Genomic DNA, 19,024 nt, shown 5'->3' on the forward strand with positions numbered 1-19,024 from the left:
TCACAGCCCGTCACCCGCCACCACCCCTACGTCCTGTTTAAGAAGCCGGACACCACAGCGGTTGCGGCAATGGGGCTGTGATGCGCGAATCCCACCCGTCACCCGCCACCGCCCCTAACGGAGGCGCTGCGCGCCACGTACTTGTTCTGGCCGGCTTGCCGCCGAGCGGCGGTGCACCCTTGTTTCGGAGGCCCGCCACCGGTGGTGCGGCTCCAGCTGGGAAGAACCGCGTGCGCTCGGCGGCCAGGAAACAGGTGACGCGCAGCGTCTCCGCTGGGGCGGCGGCGGGCTGACGGGCGGGCACGTGACGCGCAGCGTCTCCGCTGGGGCGGCGGCGGGCTGACGGGCGGGCCGCGCTACGCGAGACGCACCCATTGCCGCAGCCCCGATGGCGGCCGCCCCCGGCGGTACCCGGTGGGTTCCTCGCAAGCGGCGCCCCCGCCGTTGTTGAACTCGACTTAACGACAGGCGCACCGCGCCGCTCCTAACCGGGGCGCTGGGCGCCGCCCGCTCCGCCGCCGACGGCGGCGTCGCCGGACGCCTGCTCCGGTGACGGCACCAGGCCCTCCACCGAGCCGCCGACGTCGTTGAGCCGCACGACGAAGGGCCGCACGCTGGTGTAGCGCACGGCGGTCAGCGAGCACGGGTCGGCCTGGACGCGCTGGAACTGGTCCAAGTGCAGGCCGAGGGCGTCGGCCGCCAGCGCCTTGATGACGTCGCCGTGGCTGCACACCACGTAGACGGGGTTGGCGGATACCGCGGTCAGCCGCTCGTTCCAGTCGCGTACGGCGGCCACGGCGCGCGCGGACATCGCGCTCAGGCTCTCGCCCCCGGGGAAGCGGGCCGCGCTCGGGTGGGCCTGGACGGTGCGCCACAGCGGTTCGCCGGCGAGGTCGCCGAGCCTGCGGCCGGTCCAGGAGCCGTAGTCGCACTCGGTGAACCGGTCGTCGGTGGTCACCTCGCGCCCGGTCGCCGCGGCGATCTCGGCGGCGGTCTCCTGGCAGCGCTCCAGCGGGCTGGAGACGACGGCGGCCGGTTCCAGTCCCCTCAGCCGCCGGGCCAGGTCGCGGGCCTGGGCCCGGCCGCGCTCGTCCAGGTGCACGCCCGGGCTGCGCCCGGTCAGCGTGCTCCCGGTGGACTCGGTGAGCCCGTGGCGTACCAGGAGCAGGGTCGCGACGGGTTCGGGCGGCTGCTCCCGGCGCGCCTCGGACGCGGTTTGCTGCTGCGAAGGGGTGCCCATCGGGGCAACCATATCCGCCGCCGGGCTACTGCGCCGCGGCCGAGTCGGCCGTGGGGTCGTAGGGCCGCCCGGTGTAGGGGTCGATGGGCAGCCCGGTCTCCGGGTCGATCTGCACGTTCTGACCGGTGTCGGGATCGCGGTACTGCCCGGTCGCCGGGTCCTGGGCCAGACCGGTCTCGGGGTCGATCGGCCAGCCGGTGACCGGGTCGGTGCTGGGCGAGGGCGAGGGAGCGGTGCTGGGCGAGGCCGAAGGGCTCGGCTCCGACGCGCGCTCGGAGCCGTCCTCGGCCTCCTCCTCGCGGCCCTGCTCCTCCTGGGAGACGGCCGGCGTCGGCTCCTGGGGGACCTCGCCGCCGCGCGGGTCCAGCACGCCGAAGCTCACCAGCGCCAGGATCAGCACGCCCAGCGCGCAGCGGTAGTACACGAAGGGCATGAAGCTGTGCGTGGAGATGAACCGCATCAGCCAGGCGATCACGGCGAAGCCGACGAAGAACGCCACGACGGTGCCCACGATCGTGGCCGTCCACCCGGCGTACTCGTTGGGGCCGATGTCGGTGAGCTTGTACAGGCCCGAGGCGAACACCGCGGGCATGGCCAGCAGGAACGCGTACTCCGCGGCATCGGCGCGCTTGAAGCCCAGCAGCATGCCGCCGGTGACGGTGGCGCCCGAGCGCGAGACGCCCGGGATCAGCGCCAGCGTCTGGAAGAGCCCGTAGACCAGGCCGCGGCCCACGCTCAGGTCCACCAGCGTGCGGTGCTTGCGGGTGTAGCGGTCGGCCATGCCCAGGAACACGCCGAAGACGATCAGGGTGAGCGCGATCAGCCGCAGGTCGCGGAAGACGCTGTCGATCTGCTCCTCCAGCGCCAGGCCCAGCACCCCGATGGGGATGGTGCCGATGATGACGTACCAGCCCATCCGCGCGTTCATGTCCGAGCGCAGCTCGGAGACGAACAGCGACCGCGTCCACGTGGACAGGATCGCCCAGATGCGCTTGCGGAAGTAGAGGAGCACCGCCAGCTCGGTGCCGATCTGGCTGACCGCGGTGAAGGCGGCGCCGGGATCGGGCCAGCCGAGGAAGGCGGATACCACCCGCAGGTGGCCGCTGGAGGAGATCGGCAGGAATTCGGTGAGACCTTGGATCAGACCAAGGAAGATGGCCTCGACAATCGACACGGCGGGCTCGGCTCCTGGTGTTCGTTCGGGTGCGTGGGGGCTCCAGTGCCCTGGCGTTCGCGGTCCGCCAGGCGGGTGCCGCCGCCGGCCGTGGGAGCGGGCACGGCCGGGCACCCGCACGCCGGCGCAGGGGGCCGCGCCCATACCGGGCCGGCAGCCGAAGGGTGCTCCGAGCGGCATGCGGGGGGCAGACCACGGCAGCTTACTGGGATCACGGGCGTTACGGCATCCGGGAGGCGCCCGCACCCGCCGCCGGACGGGGCCGGGGCGGCCCGCGGGCGGCGGGCGCGGGCCGCCGGGAGGGCCGCCCGCACCGCATTCACTCAGCGCGACCTCGCGACTCCGCGGTGCGGCCCGAGCCCCGCGACAGCGGTACGCGGTAATCTCCGCGCCATGGAACAGCGACAGGTGGGCGGATCGGGGCTGTGGGTCTCCCGCACGGCCCTGGGCACGATGACCTGGGGAAAAGACACCCAGGAGGAGGAAGCCGCCGATCAGCTCACCGCGTTTGTGGACGCCGGCGGAACGCTGATCGACACAGCCGATATCTACGGCGGCGGGCAGAGCGAGCGCATCGTCGGCCGACTGGTGAGCGGGGTCGTGCGGCGCGACGATGTGATCATCGCCACCAAGTCCGGGCACACGCCGCAGGGCTACCGCCCCCGCGACCTGTCGCGCCGCCACCTGCTCGCGGCGCTGGACTCGTCGCTGCGCCGGCTGCGCACCGACCACGTCGACCTGTGGCAGCTGCACGTGCGCGATCCCGACACGCCGGTCGAGGAGACGCTCTCCGCGCTGGAGGCGGCCCAGCGGGCGGGCAAGGTGCGCTACGCGGGCACGGGCGACTTCACCGCCTGGCAGTTCGCCACCTACGCCGCCTGGCAGCGCGCCTCCACCCGCTTCGCCGGAGCGCCGATCGTCTCGGCCGGCTGCGAGTACTCCCTGCTCAACCGCGCCCCGGAGCGCGATCTGCTGCCCGCCTTGAGCGACCACGGCGCCGGCCTGATCGCCTGGTCGCCGCTGGGCCGCGGGGTCCTCAGCGCCCAGTACCGCAACGGGGTGCCCGGCGACTCCCGCGCCGCCCGGCCGCACATGTCCGCCTACGTCGAGCCCTACCTGGACGAGCGCAGCCGGCGCATCGTCGAGTCGGTCTGCACGGCCGCCGAAGGGCTGGGGGTCTCCCCGCTGGCCGTGGCCCTGAGCTGGGTCCGCGACCGCGCAGGCGTCGCGGCCGCCGCCGTGGGACCGCGGACGGCGGCCCAGCTGGAGGAGATCCTGTCCATGGAGAGCGTGGAGCTTCCGCGGGAGATCCGCGACGCGCTGGACGACGCCTCCTCGGCGCCGACTCCCTGAGCCCGCGCGGCCGCTCCGGTCCGCCGGCAGCGCCGGGACGGACCGGCCGACGCGAGGCCCTTCGCCTGGGCCCCCTGCCCCGAACGGGCGCGCTGTGGAGGGCTGCGACCGGACGTCGGCGGGGATCGCTAAGCTCCAGGGCGTGACGCCGTTGGAGAGGATCGTTCGCCATGTCCGCCACGCCCGGGGCTGAGGTGCCGCCCGTGCCGCCGTCGCAGGCCGCCGCAGGCGGCGACGCCGCAGACAGGGCGCGGGCGGCTCTGGAGCGGATGGGCGCGCCCGCGGCACTGGCCGAGCCGCTGGTGGCCGCCCTCGGCCCGGACGCCGGGGCCGAGGTCTCCGCCGATCCGTGGCGGCTGCTGGCCCTCGGCGGCGTCACCCTGGAGCAGGCCGACTTCTGCGCCCGGCGGGCGCTGGGCGATGACGCCTCCCCCGACGATCCGCGGCGCGGCCGGGCGCTGGCCGGGCACCTGCTGCGCCGTGCTGCGCGCGAGGGGCACACGGCGCTGGAGGAGCCGCGCCTGGCCGCCGCGCTGCGGTCGGCGGGCGTGCGCTCGGTCGAGCCCGCGTTGAACGCGGCGCTGGACGACGGCGACGTCATGCTCTTCGAGATGTTCGACGAGCCCGACGACGACTTCGAAGGCGGCGATCCGGGCGAGATGCCCGATCCCGACCGCTGGTACGCGCTGACGCGTCTGGGCCTGGCCGAGCAGGATCTCGGCGAGGGCCTGGTCCGGCTCGGCGGTACCAGCGAGCCCATCATGGACTCCGCCACCGCCACCGAGACCGCGGAGGCCGCGGCCGAGCGCCTGGGCGCCCGGCTCGACCCGCACACGGCGGCGGCCCTGGTGACCGTCGCGCTGCGCGGGGTCTGCGTGCTCCAGCACGGCGCGGGCGCCGACAGGGCCATCGCCCACACCCTCGCCTGCGCCGCCGCCATCGCCGCCGAGAGCGAGGTCGGCATGGCGCTGGCGGCGCCCACCGCCCAGGCCGCCGCCGAGCTGAACGGCATGCTCGCCGGTCTCGGCGGCGATGCGGGCGCGGCCGCCGTCCCTTTGGCATCCCTGCTGGAGGCCCGCGGGCCGGGCGTGTACGGCCGCAACTCCGAGCGGCCGATCGAGGCCGGACTGGTCGTGGTCGCCGGGGCGATGTGGCTGGATGTGGAGCGCGCCGCCGCGCTGGTCGACGCCTGTGCCGACGGTACCCACCTGGTGCTGATCGCCGACCCGGCGCAGGCGCCTTCGGCCGCGCCGGGCAGCGTCGCGGCCGATCTGGTCGCCTCCCGCACGGTGCACGTCGCCGAACTGCCGCAGGATCCCGACCCCGGGCCGCTCGCCGACACGGCGGCGCAGGCGGCCGGCGGGGTGCTGGAGGAGGGCGGCTCCCCCGGGCGCGAGGTGGTGGTCGTGCCCGCGGAGTCGGCCGCGGCGGCTGCGCACCGGGCCATGCAGCTCATCACCGACTCCATCCCGCGCGCGCTGGAGATCCCGGTCGAGGGCGTGCAGATCGTCACCGCCACGCGGAGAGGCGAGGCCGGCGCCGACGCGCTGAACGCGGCGTGCAAGGAGCGCTTCAACCCGGGTCCGGGCGCCTACGGCGGGCTGGACCCCGGTGACCGGGTGCTGGTCACCGCCGACGGTCCGGGCTATGCCGCCGGGGACGTGGGATACCTGCGCGTGGCCGACGACGGCGGTGGGACCGAGGGCGGCACGGGTGAGGCCGGGACCGCACCGGCGGTGGAGCTGCCCGGCGGGGCGCTGTGCCCGGTGGATCCGGCGCACCTCAGGCACGGCTGGGCCGTCACCGTCGCCGCTGCGCACGGCGGCCGCTGGCCCGCGGTCGTGGCCGTGTTCCCACCCGAGGCGCGTGCGTCGCGCCCTCAGGTCTACACCGCGCTGACGACGGCGCGGCGGCACCTGTCCCTGGTGCAGGCGGCCGGCCCCGCCCTGGGCGAGGCCGTGCGCGAGAACGCCGCCCTGCCCCGCCACACCCGCCTGGCCCAGATCCTGCGCGAGGGCTGAGGACCGCCCGCACCGCCGCCTTCGCGTGGCAGCGGCGCCATGGCGTACCGCCGCACGAGCCCGGTCCCGAACCGCCCCGGCGAGCCGCCACCGGGAACGATGCGGGAGACGCCACCGCGGAAACTGCGGCAATGGGTGCGACCCCGCGCAGCGCCCCTGTACTGGCCAACTCCTCAAATAAGGCGAAGAGGCGCCGCTTCCCAGGAACCCAACCCACCGGGAACACCCCGAAGCGGACACCACCGAGGCTGCGGCAATGGGCGCGCCCCGCGCAGCACCCCTGTACTGGCCAACTCCTCAAATAAGACGAAAAGGCGCCGCTTCCCAGGAACCCAACCCACCGGGAACACCCCGAAGCGGACACCACCGAGGCTGCGGCAATGGGCGCGCCCCGCGCAGCACCCCTGTACTGGCCAACTCCTCAAATAAGACGAAAAGGCGCCGCTTCCCAGGAACCCAACCCACCGGGAACACCCCGAAGCGGACACCACCGAGGCTGCGGCAATGGGCGCGCCCCACGCAGCGCGGTCGCAGCTTGCCGCCGAGCGCACGCTGAGCCTGTCAGGTGGAACCGCACCACCCCTGGCGGGCCGCCAGGGTAAGAGTGCACCGTGCGCTCGGCGGCAAGCTGGCGCACACGCTTCGCGAACAAGCCCCATTGCCGCAACCCACCCCCTCCACGGCTGTGCGCTCGATCGAGCCACCCCTCCACGGCTGGGGGCGCGGAAGTGGGCCGGCCCCTCAGACCCGGTCGAGGAAGCCGCCGTCGACGACGAGGTTGGCGCCGGTGATGAACGACGCCGCCGGACCGGCCAGGAACGCGACGGCGCGGGCGACTTCCTCAGGGCGGCCGAGGCGGCCCACCGGGATGCGCTCGCGGATGCCGGCGTAGAAGTCGGGATCGGAGCCGCGGCGGCGGGCCCAGCCGCCGCCCTCGAACTCGATGGGGCCGGGCGAGACGGTGTTCACCCGGATGCCCTGCGCCGGCAGCGTGCGGCCGAGCGCGGCGGCGTGGTGGTTGAGCGCCGCCTTGACCGCCCCGTAGGCCTTGGGCCCCGAGGGCGCGGTGGTGTGCAGGGCCGAGGTGGTCGAGACCAGCACGATCGACCCGCCGCGCTCGGAGGCCTCCAGGTGCGGCCGGGCGTGCTCGGCCAGGTGCACGAAGGGCCGGATGTCGGTGTCGAAGCCGCGCTGCCACTGGTCGGGGGTGGCGGCGCTGCCGCCGGAGACGTTGGAGACCAGCACGTCGATCCCGCCCAGCCGCTCGGCGGCGAGGTCCAGGAAGCCGCTCAGCGCCTCGGTGTCGGCGACGTCCACCGCCTGCTCGACCACGGTGCGGCCGCTCGCGCGCAGCTGCTCGGCGGCCCGCTGCAGCGGTTCGGCCGTGCGGGCGCAGATCGCCAGGTCCGCTCCCTCCTCGGCGAAGGTCTGGGCGATGGCGCGGCCGATCCCCCGGCTCGCGCCGGTGACGACGACCCGCGCGCCGTGCAGTCCGAGATCCATGGTGGCGGTCCCCTCTCGTTCGTGCGTGGCTGTCGGTCCGGCCGCCCGGCGGGCCGGCCGGACGCGAACGCGGGCGCCCCCGCAGGAAGGGAGGCGCCCGCATCGCGTCGCTCGGTGCGCGGCAGTCTAGGCGCCGGTGGAGTGGAATCCCCCGTCGACGTGCACGGTCTCGCCGGTTGTGGCGGGGAACCAGTCCGACAGCAGCGCGACGACGGCGCGCGCGGCCGGCTCGGGGTCGCCGGTGTCCCAGCCCAGCGGGGCGCGCTGCGGCCAGGAGTCGGCCAGCTCGTCGAAGCCGGGGATGCTGCGGGCGGCCATGGTGCGCAGCGGTCCGGCCGAGACCAGGTTGACCCGGACGCGGTGCTCGCCCAGGTAGCGGGCGAGGTAGCGGGCGGTGGAGGCGAGCCCGGCCTTGGCCACGCCCATCCAGTCGTAGACGGGGTAGGTCACGCTGTTGTCGAAGTCCATGGCCACGATCGACCCGCCGTCCTTCATCAGCGGCAGCAGCGCCGTCGACAGGGACTTCAGGGAGAAGGTGGAGATGTGCATCGCGGTGGCGACGTCCTGCCAGGAGGTGTTGAGGAAGTTGCCGCCCAGGGCCTCCTGCGGGGTGAAGCCGATCGAGTGCACGATGCCGTCGATGCCGTCGACGTGTTCGCGGACCCGGTCGGCCAGGCCGGCCAGCTGCTCCTCGTCGGTGACGTCGAGCTCCAGCACGGGCGGCGCCTCGGGGAGGCGCTGGGCGATGCGCTCGACGAGCGAGAGCCGCCCGTACCCGGTGAGGACGACGGTGGCGCCCTGTTCCTGGCACATGCGGGCGACGTGGTAGGCGATCGAACTGTCGGTGATCACCCCGGTGACGAGGATGCGCTTGCCCTCAAGGATTCCCATGGAAGTCTTGCCGTCCTGTTCTAGGTCGATCGTCGTAGTGGGGGCCGTCCGCGGAGGCGGACCGGCCGGATCTCGGGGGCTCGCCGCGTCCTCAGTGGCCCATGCCCAGGCCGCCGTCGACCGGGATGACGGCTCCGGTGATGTATGCGGCGTCCTCGCCGGCCAGGAACCGCACGGTCTTGGCGATCTCGTCGGCCTGCCCGAAGCGCCCCAGCGGCACGTTCGCCTTGATCTCGGCCTGGCGCTCCTCGGGGAGCCGCCCGGTCATGTCGGTCTCGATGAAGCCGGGGGCGACCACGTTGACGGTGATGCCGCGCGATCCCAGTTCGCGGGCCAGCGAGCGGGCGAACCCGACCAGTCCGGCCTTCGAGGCGGCGTAGTTGGCCTGGCCGCCGGAGCCCAGCAACCCCACCACCGAGGAGATCAGCACGATGCGGCCGCTGCGGCGGCGGATCATGCCGCGCGCGGCCCGCTTGGCGACGCGGAACGCGCCGGTGAGGTTGGTGTCCAGCACCGAGGAGAAGTCGTCCTCGCTCATCATGGCCAGCAACTTGTCCTTGGTGATGCCGGCGTTGGCCACCAGCACCTCGACCGGCCCCTGCTCCTCCTCGACCCGCTTGAACGCGGCGTCGACCTGGGCGGTGTCGGTGATGTCGCAGTGGACGCCCAGCAGCCCCTCCGGGGGTTCGCCGGAGCGGTAGGTCACCGCGACCTGGTCCCCGGCCGCGGACAGCTCGCCGGCGATGGCCAGGCCGATCCCCCGGTTGCCGCCGGTGACCAGTGCCGATCGGGACATTTCGTGCTCCTCTGCGCGCCGGGAGGCGCAATCGCGACCATGGACGGAACGGAAAGCAGAGTACCGACCTACCCGGCGGTAGGGGGAACCGAGGCCGGGGGCGCTCCCCCCGCGACGTGCGCGTCGGCGCCTGGGCGGCGGCGCCGACGCCTGGTGCGGGCGGGCGCGCGCGGGTAGGAGAAGGGGTGCGCGGCGCCGGCGCCGCGCCGACGCGAGATTCGCCACGCCGAGGGAGGCCCCACCGTGGAGACCGCCATCGTCGCCACCCCCGTCGACTTCGACGTCTACGGCGACTACGGGGAGCGGATGACCAAGCCCAAGGGCGAGTCGTTCCAGCGTCCCCCCTACCCCTTCCGGGGGCGCATCGGCAGCGCCGAGTTCCCCGCCGAGGCCGGGCGCTACCACATCTACGCCTCCTACGCCTGCCCCTGGGCCACTCGCAGCCTGATCGTGCGCAAGCTCAAAGGGCTCGAGGAGGCGGTGTCGGTGGGGATCGTCGACCCGGTGCGCGACGGCCGCGGCTGGGCGTTCCGCGAAGGCCCCGGGCACGGCCCCGACACCGTGGGGCGCTTCACCCTGCTGCGCGAGGCCTACGAGGCCACCGAGCCGGGCTATGACGGCCACATCTCGGTGCCGGTGCTGTGGGACACCGCCGGCGGCCGCATCGTCAGCAACCACTTCCCCGACATCACCGTCGACCTCGACGCCTGCTTCGACGACTGGGCCCGCCACGATGTGCGGCTGTGGCCCGACGACGCCGCCGAGGAGATCGAGGCGCTCAACGAGCGGATCTACCCCGCCGTGAACAACGGCGTCTACCGGTGCGGCTTCGCGCCCACGCAGGAGGCCTACGACGCGGCCGCCGCCGAGCTGTTCGCCGCGCTGGACGAGCTGGAGGAGCGGCTGGCCGAGCGGCGCTTCCTCACCGGCGACCACGTCACCGAGGCCGACGTGCGGCTGTGGGTCACCCTGGTCAGGTTCGACCCCGTCTACCACACCCACTTCAAGACCAACGTGCGGCGGCTGACGGACTACCCGAACCTGTGGGGCTACACCCGCGACCTGTACTCGCTGCCGGCCTTCCGCGAGTCCACGGACTTCGACCACATCCGGCGCCACTACTACATCACCCACGGCGCGCTGAACCCCAAGCGCATCGTCCCGGCGGGGCCGGCGCTGGACTTCGGCGCTCCCCACGACCGGGCCCGGCTGAGCAGCGGCGGGCCCCAGGCGCCGGTGCTCAGGTCCCGTTCAGGTACCTGAGCCCGCCGTCGACCAGGCGCGGCACCACCTCGCCGATCCGGTCGAAGTCGCCGCCGACCGTCTGGCCCTGGCTGTGGCGGTAGTGGATGCCCTCCAGGATCACCGCGAGCTTGAAGAACGCCAGGCCCACGTACCAGTCCAGGGCCGAGACGTCGCGGCCGGAGCGCTCGGCGTAGCGGGCGATGATCTCGTCGGCGTCCGGGTAGCCCTCGGCGGTGTGGGCGTTGCTCACGCTGCTGCTGTCGGCCAGGGCCGCGCTGCTGTAGGTGATGATCAGCGCCAGGTCGGTCAGCGGGTCGCCCAGGGTGGACATCTCCCAGTCCAGCACCGCGGTGATCCGGTCGTCGGAGTCCACCAGCAGATTGTCCAGGCGGTAGTCGCCGTGGACGATGGTCGGCTCCGGCGATTGGGGGATCTCGGCGGACAGCCGCCGGTGCAGCTCGTCGATGCCGGGCAGCTCGCGGCTGCGGGAGGCCTCCAGCTGCTTCTTCCAGCGCCGCAGCTGGCGCTCCAGAAACCCCTCGGGCCGCCCGAAGTCGGCCAGCCCCACGCCGGCGGGATCGACGGCGTGCAGGTCGACCAGGGTGTCGATCATGGCTGCGGCGATGCCGGCGGTGCGCGCCGCGCCCAGGGCGTCCAGCGCCTCGGCGCTGCGGTAGGGCACGCCCTCGACGTGCTCCATGACGAAGAAGGGGGCGCCGAGCACCTCGGTGTCCTCGCACAGCAGCACGGTGCGGGGCACGGGGACGGGCGTGTCGGCGAGTGCGCTGATGACGCGGTGCTCGCGGCCCATGTCGTGGGCGGTGGGCAGCACGTGGCCCAGCGGCGGCCGGCGCACCACCCAGCGCCCGCGCCCGTCGGTGACGGTGTAGGTGAGGTTGGAGCGGCCTCCCGCGATGACCTCGCCCTCCAGCGCGCCGCCGAGCATCCCGGGGCGCTGCGCCCGCAGGTACTCCTCAAGCCGCCGCAGGTCCAGTCCCGGTGGATTCGCCACGTCCGTCTCGCCCATGCGCTCTCCCACGCTCTGCTCGCCCGGCCACCGGAGGCGGCGCCTGCCCCCGCGTGTCGCACGAGGGTCATGCGCGCCCGGCCGCCTGCTGTCACCTGATCGGGGATCAACATACCATCTGGTCGGTATCTGCCCGCCGCCGGTCGCCGCGGCGCGGGTGGCCCCGGGCGCCGGCCGGCGCCCGGGGCCACCGGCCCGCTGCGCGGTCAGTAGGTGACCGCCTCGGCCCCCAGCAGCGACTTCAGGTCGCCGGCGAGCTCGGGGCCCACCCGCACCGGGTAGCCGGGGACGTCGTAGACCCGCGACTTGACCGGGTGGTCGACACGGATGGTCAGCGGGGTCTCGCCGCGGTGGGCCTTGAGCACGTGCTTGAGCTCGTCGACCAGATCGGGGGTCAGCCGCTGCTCCTGCACGGTCAGCAGCATGGGCGGCGGCCCCTCCGAGACGTGGCTGATGTCCAGCGGGGTCAGCTCGAAGGCCTGGATGGAGTACTCGCCCTCGCGCTCCTTGACCCGGCCCTTGACCGAGACGGCGGTGTCCTCGGTGAGCACCTCGGAGTAAAGGGTGTAGGCCTCGGCGAAGAACAGCACGTCGATGCTGGCGTCGAGGTCCTCGATGGTGACCTTGGCCCAGGGGTTGCCCGACTGCTTGCTCACCCGGCGCTCCACGCCGGAGATGAGGCCGGCCACCTGCACCTCCGAGCGGTCGCGGCGCTCGCCGTTGTTGATGTCGAGAATGGAGACGTCGCTGGAGCGCGCCAGGATGCGTTCGGCGCCGGCAAGCGGGTGGCTGGAGACGTAGAGCCCCAGCATCTCGCGTTCGAAGGCGAGCTTGGTCTTGCGGTCCCACTCCTTGCCCGACCAGTTGATGTCGAGCCCGATCGGCGCGGACTCGGCCTCGTCGGCGCCGCCGAACAGGTCGAACTGGCCGTGGGCCTCCTGCTTCTTGGCCGAGATCATCGCGTCGACGGCGTGCTCGTGGTGGTTGAACAGGTCCATGCGCGGCTGCCCGAAACCGTCGAAGGCGCCCGCCTTGACCAGGGACTCCACCACGCGCTTGTTGCAGGCGGCCAGCTCGATCTTGGAGACGAAGTCGACGAAGGAGGTGAACTCGCCCTTGGTCTTGCGGGTGTTCATGATCGACTCGACGACGTTGGCGCCCACGTTGCGCACCGCGCCCAGGCCGAAGCGCACGTCGGCCCCGACCGCGGAGAAGCGCAGGCCCGACTCGTTGACGTCGGGCGGCAGCACCCGGATGCCCATCTTGCGGCACTCGGCCAGGTACACCGCCATCTTGTCCTTGTCGCCGCTGACCGAGGTGAGCAGCGCCGCCATGTAGGAGGCGGGGTGGTTGGCCTTGAGGTAGGCCGTGCGGAAGGAGAGGATCGCGTAGCCGGCGGCGTGGGACTTGTTGAAGGCGTAGCCGGAGAAGGGGAGCATGACCTCCCAGAGCGTGTCGATGGCCTTCTGGGAGAACCCGCGCTCCAGCATCCCGGCGTTGAACTTGGTGTACTCCTTCTCCAGCGCCTCCTTCTTCTTCTTGCCCATGGCGCGGCGCATCAGGTCGGCGCCGCCCAGCGAGTAGCCGGCCAGCTGCTGGGCGATGGCCATGATCTGCTCCTGGTAGACCAGCACGTGGTAGGTCTCGGAGAGGATCGGGTCCAGCGCGTCGTAGAGCTCGGGGTGGATGGAGGTGATCTCCTGGCGCCCGTTGGAGCGGTCGGCGTAGTCGTTGTGGGCGTTGGCCGCCATCGGGCCCGGCCGGTACAGGGCGTTGACGGCCACGATGTCGGAGAACTGGGTGGGCTGCATCCGGCGCAGCAGCGCCCGCATGGCCGTGCCGTCGAGCTGGAACACGCCCAGGGTGTCGCCGCGCGCGAGCAGTTCGTAGGTCTTGGGGTCGTCGAAGCCCACCTGGGACCAGTCGATGTCCACGCCCTCGTTGGACTTCACGTTCTGGATCGCGTCGTCGATGATCGTGAGGTTGCGCAGACCCAGGAAGTCCATCTTCAGCAGCCCCATCTCCTCGCACTGCGGGAAGGGGAAGCCGGTGATGATGGCGCCGTCGGTGTCGCGCTTGTGCAGCGGCACCACGTCCAGCAGCGGCTCGGAGGACAGGATCACACCGGCGGCGTGCACGCCGGTGCCGCGGGTCAGGCCCTCGATACCGCGGGCGGTCTCCATGACCTTCTTGACCTGCGGGTCCTTCTCCATCAGGGTGCGCAGCTCGACGGCCTCGGCGTAGCGCTCGGCCGACTCGTCCTCGACCTCGGCCAGCGAGATCTCCTTGCCGCCCACCGGCGGCGGGAACGCCTTGGTGATCTGGTCGCCCAGGGCGTAGGGCAGCCCGTGGATGCGGGTGGAGTCCTTGACGGCGGCCTTGGCCTTGATGGTGCCGAAGGTGAGGATCTGGGCGACGCGCTCCTCGCCGTAGAGCTCGGTGACGTACTCGATCATCTCCCCGCGCCGGCGCTCGTCGAAGTCGAGGTCGATGTCGGGCATGGTGACGCGCTCGGGGTTGAGGAACCGCTCGAACAGCAGCCCGTGCTCCAGCGGGTCGAGGTCGGTGATGCCCAGTACGTAGGCGACCATCGACCCGGCGGCCGACCCGCGGCCCGGGCCCAGCGCGATGCCGTTGCGGCGGGCGTACTGGCAGATGTCGGAGACCACCAGGAAGTAGGCGGGAAAGCCCATCTCGTTGATGATGTCCAGCTCGCGGTCGATGCGCTCGCGCACGGGCCCGCTGACGCCGCCGGGATAGCGGGTGGGGATGAGGCGCTCGATCTCCTTGCGCAGCCACGACGACTGGGTCTCGCCCTCGGGGACGGCGAACTTGGGCATGAGATCGCGGGAGGCGAAGACCTCGTCGTAGGCGCCGTCCTCGACGCTCTCGGCGACCAGGAGGGTGTTGCGGCAGCCCTGCGCCCACTCGTCCAGGCTGACCAGGGCGCGCATCTCCTCGGCCGACTTGACGTAGTAGCCGTCGCCGTTGAACCGGAACCGGGAGGGGTCGTCGAGGTTCTTGCCGACGCCCACCGCCAGCAGGGCGTCGTGGTCCTGGGCCTGGTCCTGGGTGACGTAGTGGGAGTCGTTGGTGACCAGCGGCGGCAGGTTCAGCTCGCGCCCGACCTTGAGCAGGCCGTCGCGGACCTCGCGCTCGATGCTGATGCCGTGGTCCATCAGCTCCAGGAAGACGGCGTCCTTGCCGAAGATGTCCTGCAGCTTGGCGGCGTAGTCGACGGCCTCCTTCTCCTGGCCCAGCCGCAGCCGGGTCTGCACGCCGCCCGAGGGGCAGCCGGTGGAGACCATGATCCCCTCGCTGTAGCGGCTCATCAGCTCCAGGTCCATGCGGGGCTTGCCGTAGTAGCCCTCGATGCTGGCCAGCGAGGACATGCGGAACAGGTTGCGCAGGCCCACCGCGTTGCGCGCCCACATGGTCATGTGCAGGTAGCGGCCGCCGCCGGAGATGTCCTTGCCGCCCTCGGTGTTCTCGTCGGAGTCGCCGCGGCCCCAGCGCACCCGCTTCTTGTGGAACCGCGACTCCGGCGCCACGTAGGCCTCGATGCCGATGATGGGTTTGACCCCCGAGCCCTTGGACTGCTCCCAGAACTCGTAGGCGCCGAACATGTTGCCGTGGTCGGTCATGGCCACGGCGGGCATCTGCAGCCGGGCCGCCTCGGCGAACAGCGGCTTCAGCTTGGCGGCGCCGTCCAGCATCGAGTACTCGGTGTGGACGTGCAGGTGGACGAAGGGGTCAGCCACGGTCGGGAACCTCTTATGCGATGACGGGACCGGCAGGATCGTGTGCCACCTGAGACTAGTCCCGCCACACCCGTGCCACTACTCGCCCGCCCGAACCTGTGGACGAGGCCGGCAATCGGAACCCGCGCGGCGCGCGCCGGCTCCGGGCGCGGCTCAGGCCGACTGCAGGGCGGTCAGCAGCAGGTCGGCGTAGTGATCGCCGATCTGCTGCGGGCTCAGCGCGCCCTCGGGGTGGTACCAGGTGCTGAGGTGGTGCACGCTGCCGAAGTAGAAGTCGACCACGATGTCGGCGGGCACCCGGTCGGTGAAGACGCCCCGCTCCTGGCCCTCGGTGATCAGCGAGCGGAACAGCTCGTGGTAGCGCCGGCGCTCGTCGCGCACTTCGCGCTGCTTGGCCGGGCTGAGCTGGTGCAGCGACCGGAAGGAGATCGTCGCGTCGTCGAGGTTGTCGATGGTGCTGACCACCACGTCGGCGGCGGCGCGCCGCACGCGCTCGGCGACCGGGCCGTCCTGGCGGGCGATCTCGGCCAGGCGGGACATCTGCAGGCGCAGCACCCGCGCGTAGATCTCGGCGAGCAGGTCGTCCTTGGAGTCGAAGTAGTGGTACATCGCCCCCTTGGTGACGTTGGCCGCGTCGACGATCTCCTGCACCGAGGTGCGGTCGAAGCCCTTCTCGGCGAACAGGCGGGTCGCCACGGCCAGCAGGCGCCGCGGAACCGAGGACTCGGCGGATTCGTCGGGGGTCACGGCCGGCATCCCCATGCCCCCGTGGGTGCGAACGGCCACAGCACGACCTCTCTTACGACAGCGGGACGTCCTCCGCCCCCGGATGTCCCCCTGGGCCGCGGGGCGGAATACCACAACACAATAGACGCATCGCCGGGCGGCGGCGCCGGTGAGGCCCGTCACCGCAGGCCGCCGCCCGCGCCGGCGCCGCTTGGCGCGCCCTCACGCCCATCCGGCGTCGTGGGCGAGGATGGCCGCCTGCACCCGGTTGCCCATCCCCAGCTTGGCCAGGATGCTGCTGACGTGGGCCTTGACCGTCGCCTCGCGCATGCCCAGGCTGCGGCCCGCCTCGGCGTTGGACATGCCCCGGGCGACGGCCGTGAGCACGTCGCGTTCGCGGTCGCTGAGCACCTCCAGGCGGCGGGCCGCCTCGGCGGCGGTGCCGCCGGCCGCGACCGTGAAGCGCTCCAGCATGCGCTTGGTGATGCTGGGGGCCAGCATGGCGTTGCCCTCCTCCACGGTGCGCACGGCGCCGATGAGGTCGCGGGGCGGGGTGTCCTTGAGCAGGAACCCCACCGCGCCGGCGCGCAGGGCGCGGTGGACGTACTCGTCCAGGTCGAAGGTCGTCAGCAGCACCACCCGGGGCGGGCGCGGCAGGCCCGCCAGCTGCGCCGCCGCGTTCAGCCCGTCGGTGCCGGGCATGCGGATGTCCAGCAGCACCACGCCGGGCTCCAGGCGCGCCGCCAGCTCCACCGCCTCGGCGCCGTCGCCCGCCTCGCCCACCACCTCGATGTCCTCGGCCGAGTCCAGGATCATCCGCAGCCCCGAGCGCACCAGCCGCTCGTCGTCGACCAGCAGTGTGCGGATCATCGCGCGGCCTCGCGGCGCCCGCCGCGGTCGTAGCCGGCCGTCGGCAGTACGGCGCCGAGGCGCCATCCCCCGTCGGGCAGCGGGCCGGCCCGCAGCTCGCCGCCTGCCAGGGCGAGGCGCTCGCGCAGCCCGGCGAGACCGTAGCCGCCCGAGGGCGGCGCCTGGGCGGGTGCGGCGGGCGGCGGGGCGTTGTCCACGGTGATCTCCAGGGTGTCGGGCCGGTGGCGCAGGTGCACGCGCACCGGCGCGCCGGGGGCGTGCTTGGCGGCGTTGGTCAGCGCCTCCTGGACGGTGCGGTAGGCGGTGCGTTCGACGTGCGCCGGCAGCGGACCGGCTGCGCCCTCGACGGCGCCGGAGACGACCGTCCCGGCGGCGCGCCATTCGTCGAGGAGGCGGGTCAGGTCGGCCAGCACCGGCTGGGGCGCGGTGGGCGCGGCGGCGCCGGCCTCGTCGCGCAGCACGCCCAGGATCCCGCGCAGTTCGGCGAGCGCGTCGCGGCCGGTGCTGCGGATGAGCGCGGCGCTCTGGGCGGTGCGCTCGTCGGGCGCGGAGACCTCCAGGCCGCCGGCGTGCAGCACCATCAGGCTGACGCGGTGGGCCACGACGTCGTGCATCTCGCGGGCGATGCGGGTGCGTTCGGCGGTGATTGCCTGGTCGGCGAGCAGGTGCTGCTCGCGCTCCAGCCGCTCGGCGCGCTCGCGCAGGTTGGCCACCAGGGCGCGGCGGGTGCCGATCCACAGCCCTACCGCCAGCGGCATCCCGTAGGTCATCACGAGCACGCTGGTGGCCTGGGCGCGGGTCATGGTGTCGCCGGCGGCGTAGACGCCGATGAAGGCCACCGACAGCCCGGCGGTCCACAGCACCAGCCGCCGCCGGTCGGTGTACCAGGCCGCGTAGGTGAACAGGGCCAGGGCGGGCAGGCCGAAGTCGCCGTAGAGCAGCAGCGCGGCCGCCGCCGCCCACAGCAGCAGCCGGGGGCGGCTGCGGCGCAGCAGCACGACCACCGAGGCGCCGGCGGCCACCGCCGCCGCCGCGAGCACCCCCAGGAACGAGGTGAGAGCACCCCACTCCAGGCCGGTGAGCACCGCTGCGACCGCGCCGACCCACCCGAGCACCCCGTGCGGGTCGCCGACGATCATCAGTCCGGTCCACGGGAAGAACGCCGCGGCCAGCAGCCAGTCGGCGAGGCGGTGCCGCCGCGCCCACAGGCGGGCCCACAGCGGGCCCGGCGCCGGGGTGCCGGCGCCGGGGGGAGGACTCGACCCTTGCTGCGCCATGGGCCGGAGTCTATGCCGCGCCGACGCGGCACCAGGCGGCCGACCTGCGGCGCGGCCGGACCCCCGACGAAGGTCGGCCGCCGCGGGACCGGGCCGGTCAGCGGGGCGCGGGCCGGCCGCGGCGGTCGCCGGCCCGGCCCCGCGGCCCGGCCGCACCCCCGACGAAAGTCGGTGCCGGTTCCCGCCGAAGTGCGGAGGAGCGCGCGCGAAGGCGGACTTCCGTCATGGCGGATCTGGACCGCGCGGGGGAGGCCGCGCAACCGGGGGCGACCGTAGCGTTGCCGGGTGCGGCGCCGCAGGACCGGCCCCCGGCCGCCCGGCGCCCCGAGCAACCGATCCCGCAGCGAGAACCAGGGAGATCCCACGTGAGCCAGAGCGCGGCCCAGGCCGCCCCCGAACAGTCCGGCACCGGCACCCCGCCGGTCGTCGCCGCCCGCGACCTGGTCAAGGTCTACGGGCGCGCCGACTCGGCCGTACGCGCACTGGACGGCGTCAGCGTCGAGTTCGCCCGCGGCGCCTTCACCGCGATCATGGGCCCCTCGGGGTCGGGCAAGTCCACGCTGATGCACTGCCTGGCCGGCCTGGACACCGTCACCTCCGGAACGGTGCACCTGGGCCGCACCGAGATCACCGGGCTCCGCGACAAGCAGCTCACCCTGCTGCGCCGCGACCGCATCGGGTTCATCTTCCAGTCGTTCAACCTGCTGCCGATGCTCACCGCCGAGCAGAACATCCTGCTGCCCGGCCGCATCGCCAAGCGCAGGCACGACCCCGCCCGCTTCCGCCGCATCGTCGAGGTCGTCGGGCTGGGCGACCGGCTCGGCCACCTGCCGTCGGCGCTGTCGGGCGGCCAGCAGCAGCGCGTCGCGGTGGCGCGGGCGCTGCTGGGCGACCCCGAGGTCGTCTACGCCGACGAGCCCACGGGCAACCTCGACTCCCGCTCGGGCGCGGAGGTGCTGGGCTTCCTGCGCGACTCGGCGCGCGAGCTGGGCCAGACGGTGATCATGGTCACCCACGATCCTGTGGCCGCCTCCTACGCCGACCGGGTGGTGTTCCTGCGCGACGGGCGCCTGGTGGACGAGGTGCACGGGCCCACCGCCGAGACCGTGCTCGACCGCCTGGTGAACCTGGAGTCCTGAC

The 19,024-nt window shown here is 73.3% G+C and carries 14 protein-coding genes; 4 read left to right on the forward strand and 10 right to left on the reverse strand.

The genetic code is table 11. The annotated features are described in order from the left end of the window. Window positions 1-484: 484 nt before the first annotated feature. A complete protein-coding gene (locus FZ103_RS19905) occupies window positions 485-1,240 on the reverse strand; it encodes an MSMEG_4193 family putative phosphomutase (protein WP_156003299.1) in 756 nt (251 codons plus the stop codon). A 25-nt stretch (window positions 1,241-1,265) separates the two neighbouring features. Continuing rightward, window positions 1,266-2,414 carry an undecaprenyl-diphosphate phosphatase gene (locus FZ103_RS19910; RefSeq protein WP_186356567.1) on the reverse strand — a complete coding sequence of 383 codons (1,149 nt, stop codon included), beginning with the start codon at window positions 2,412-2,414 and terminating at the stop codon, window positions 1,266-1,268. A gap of 393 nt (window positions 2,415-2,807) precedes the next feature. Between FZ103_RS19910 and FZ103_RS19915 the strand changes: the two genes are divergently transcribed. Continuing rightward, on the forward strand, window positions 2,808-3,767 hold the full coding sequence (locus tag FZ103_RS19915) for an aldo/keto reductase (protein WP_186356568.1): 960 nt from the start codon (window positions 2,808-2,810) through the stop codon (window positions 3,765-3,767). A 170-nt stretch (window positions 3,768-3,937) separates the two neighbouring features. Continuing rightward, window positions 3,938-5,788, forward strand: coding sequence for a helix-hairpin-helix domain-containing protein (locus FZ103_RS19920; protein WP_156003302.1), 1,851 nt, complete (start codon window positions 3,938-3,940; stop codon window positions 5,786-5,788). 741 nt (window positions 5,789-6,529) lie between these two features. Here FZ103_RS19920 and FZ103_RS19925 read toward each other — a convergent pair. From FZ103_RS19925 to fabG, 3 genes are all read right to left on the reverse strand, one after another. Then, a complete protein-coding gene (locus FZ103_RS19925) occupies window positions 6,530-7,291 on the reverse strand; it encodes an SDR family NAD(P)-dependent oxidoreductase (protein WP_156003305.1) in 762 nt (253 codons plus the stop codon). A 126-nt stretch (window positions 7,292-7,417) separates the two neighbouring features. Then, window positions 7,418-8,182, reverse strand: a complete 765-nt coding sequence (gene fabI / locus FZ103_RS19930) for an enoyl-ACP reductase FabI (RefSeq protein ID WP_156003308.1) — start codon at window positions 8,180-8,182, stop codon at window positions 7,418-7,420. Between the two features lie 91 nt (window positions 8,183-8,273). Further along, a complete protein-coding gene (gene fabG / locus FZ103_RS19935; RefSeq protein WP_156003312.1) occupies window positions 8,274-8,978 on the reverse strand; it encodes a 3-oxoacyl-[acyl-carrier-protein] reductase in 705 nt (234 codons plus the stop codon). A 243-nt stretch (window positions 8,979-9,221) separates the two neighbouring features. Here fabG and FZ103_RS19940 point away from each other — a divergent pair, with 243 nt between their 5' ends. Next, the gene (locus FZ103_RS19940) at window positions 9,222-10,241 is read left to right on the forward strand and encodes a glutathione S-transferase C-terminal domain-containing protein (protein ID WP_343233616.1); all 1,020 of its coding nucleotides are present in this window, start codon (window positions 9,222-9,224) and stop codon (window positions 10,239-10,241) included. Here FZ103_RS19940 and FZ103_RS19945 read toward each other — a convergent pair. The 5 genes from FZ103_RS19945 to FZ103_RS19965 all read right to left on the reverse strand — a co-directional run bounded on the left by FZ103_RS19945 (window position 10,219) and on the right by FZ103_RS19965 (window position 17,884). After that, window positions 10,219-11,250, reverse strand: coding sequence for a phosphotransferase family protein (locus FZ103_RS19945; RefSeq protein WP_156003315.1), 1,032 nt, complete (start codon window positions 11,248-11,250; stop codon window positions 10,219-10,221). The two genes, FZ103_RS19940 and FZ103_RS19945, sit on opposite strands and share 23 nt — an antisense overlap. Before the next feature lie 206 nt (window positions 11,251-11,456). Further along, entirely contained in the window at window positions 11,457-15,011 is a 3,555-nt protein-coding gene (gene dnaE, locus FZ103_RS19950; RefSeq protein ID WP_186356569.1) for a DNA polymerase III subunit alpha, read from the reverse strand. Between the two features lie 153 nt (window positions 15,012-15,164). Beyond that, the gene (locus FZ103_RS19955) at window positions 15,165-15,767 is read right to left on the reverse strand and encodes a TetR/AcrR family transcriptional regulator (RefSeq protein WP_255430197.1); all 603 of its coding nucleotides are present in this window, start codon (window positions 15,765-15,767) and stop codon (window positions 15,165-15,167) included. A 192-nt stretch (window positions 15,768-15,959) separates the two neighbouring features. Continuing rightward, a complete protein-coding gene (locus tag FZ103_RS19960; RefSeq protein WP_156003319.1) occupies window positions 15,960-16,607 on the reverse strand; it encodes a response regulator transcription factor in 648 nt (215 codons plus the stop codon). Further along, window positions 16,604-17,884 carry a sensor histidine kinase gene (locus FZ103_RS19965; RefSeq protein ID WP_156003321.1) on the reverse strand — a complete coding sequence of 427 codons (1,281 nt, stop codon included), beginning with the start codon at window positions 17,882-17,884 and terminating at the stop codon, window positions 16,604-16,606. Before FZ103_RS19965 ends, FZ103_RS19960 begins: the two co-directional genes overlap by 4 nt. A 365-nt stretch (window positions 17,885-18,249) precedes the next feature. Between FZ103_RS19965 and FZ103_RS19970 the strand changes: the two genes are divergently transcribed. Next, on the forward strand, window positions 18,250-19,023 hold the full coding sequence (locus FZ103_RS19970; protein WP_186356570.1) for an ABC transporter ATP-binding protein: 774 nt from the start codon (window positions 18,250-18,252) through the stop codon (window positions 19,021-19,023). Window position 19,024: the final 1 nt, after the last annotated feature.

Source organism: Streptomonospora sp. PA3, from assembly GCF_009728995.1.
Taxonomy (GTDB): Bacteria; Actinomycetota; Actinomycetes; order Streptosporangiales; family Streptosporangiaceae; genus Streptomonospora.

Excerpts from the sequence above, each read along its gene's own strand:
- FZ103_RS19905 (WP_156003299.1), bottom strand. The coding sequence starts at position 1,240 with ATGGGCACCCCTTCGCAGCAGCAAACCGCGTCCGAGGCGCGCCGGGAG.
- FZ103_RS19915 (WP_186356568.1), top strand. The coding sequence starts at position 2,808 with ATGGAACAGCGACAGGTGGGCGGATCGGGGCTGTGGGTCTCCCGCACG.
- FZ103_RS19920 (WP_156003302.1), top strand. The coding sequence starts at position 3,938 with ATGTCCGCCACGCCCGGGGCTGAGGTGCCGCCCGTGCCGCCGTCGCAG.
- FZ103_RS19925 (WP_156003305.1), bottom strand. The coding sequence starts at position 7,291 with ATGGATCTCGGACTGCACGGCGCGCGGGTCGTCGTCACCGGCGCGAGC.
- fabI (WP_156003308.1), bottom strand. The coding sequence starts at position 8,182 with ATGGGAATCCTTGAGGGCAAGCGCATCCTCGTCACCGGGGTGATCACC.
- fabG (WP_156003312.1), bottom strand. The coding sequence starts at position 8,978 with ATGTCCCGATCGGCACTGGTCACCGGCGGCAACCGGGGGATCGGCCTG.
- FZ103_RS19945 (WP_156003315.1), bottom strand. The coding sequence starts at position 11,250 with ATGGGCGAGACGGACGTGGCGAATCCACCGGGACTGGACCTGCGGCGG.
- FZ103_RS19955 (WP_255430197.1), bottom strand. The coding sequence starts at position 15,767 with ATGCCGGCCGTGACCCCCGACGAATCCGCCGAGTCCTCGGTTCCGCGG.
- FZ103_RS19960 (WP_156003319.1), bottom strand. The coding sequence starts at position 16,607 with ATGATCCGCACACTGCTGGTCGACGACGAGCGGCTGGTGCGCTCGGGG.
- FZ103_RS19965 (WP_156003321.1), bottom strand. The coding sequence starts at position 17,884 with ATGGCGCAGCAAGGGTCGAGTCCTCCCCCCGGCGCCGGCACCCCGGCG.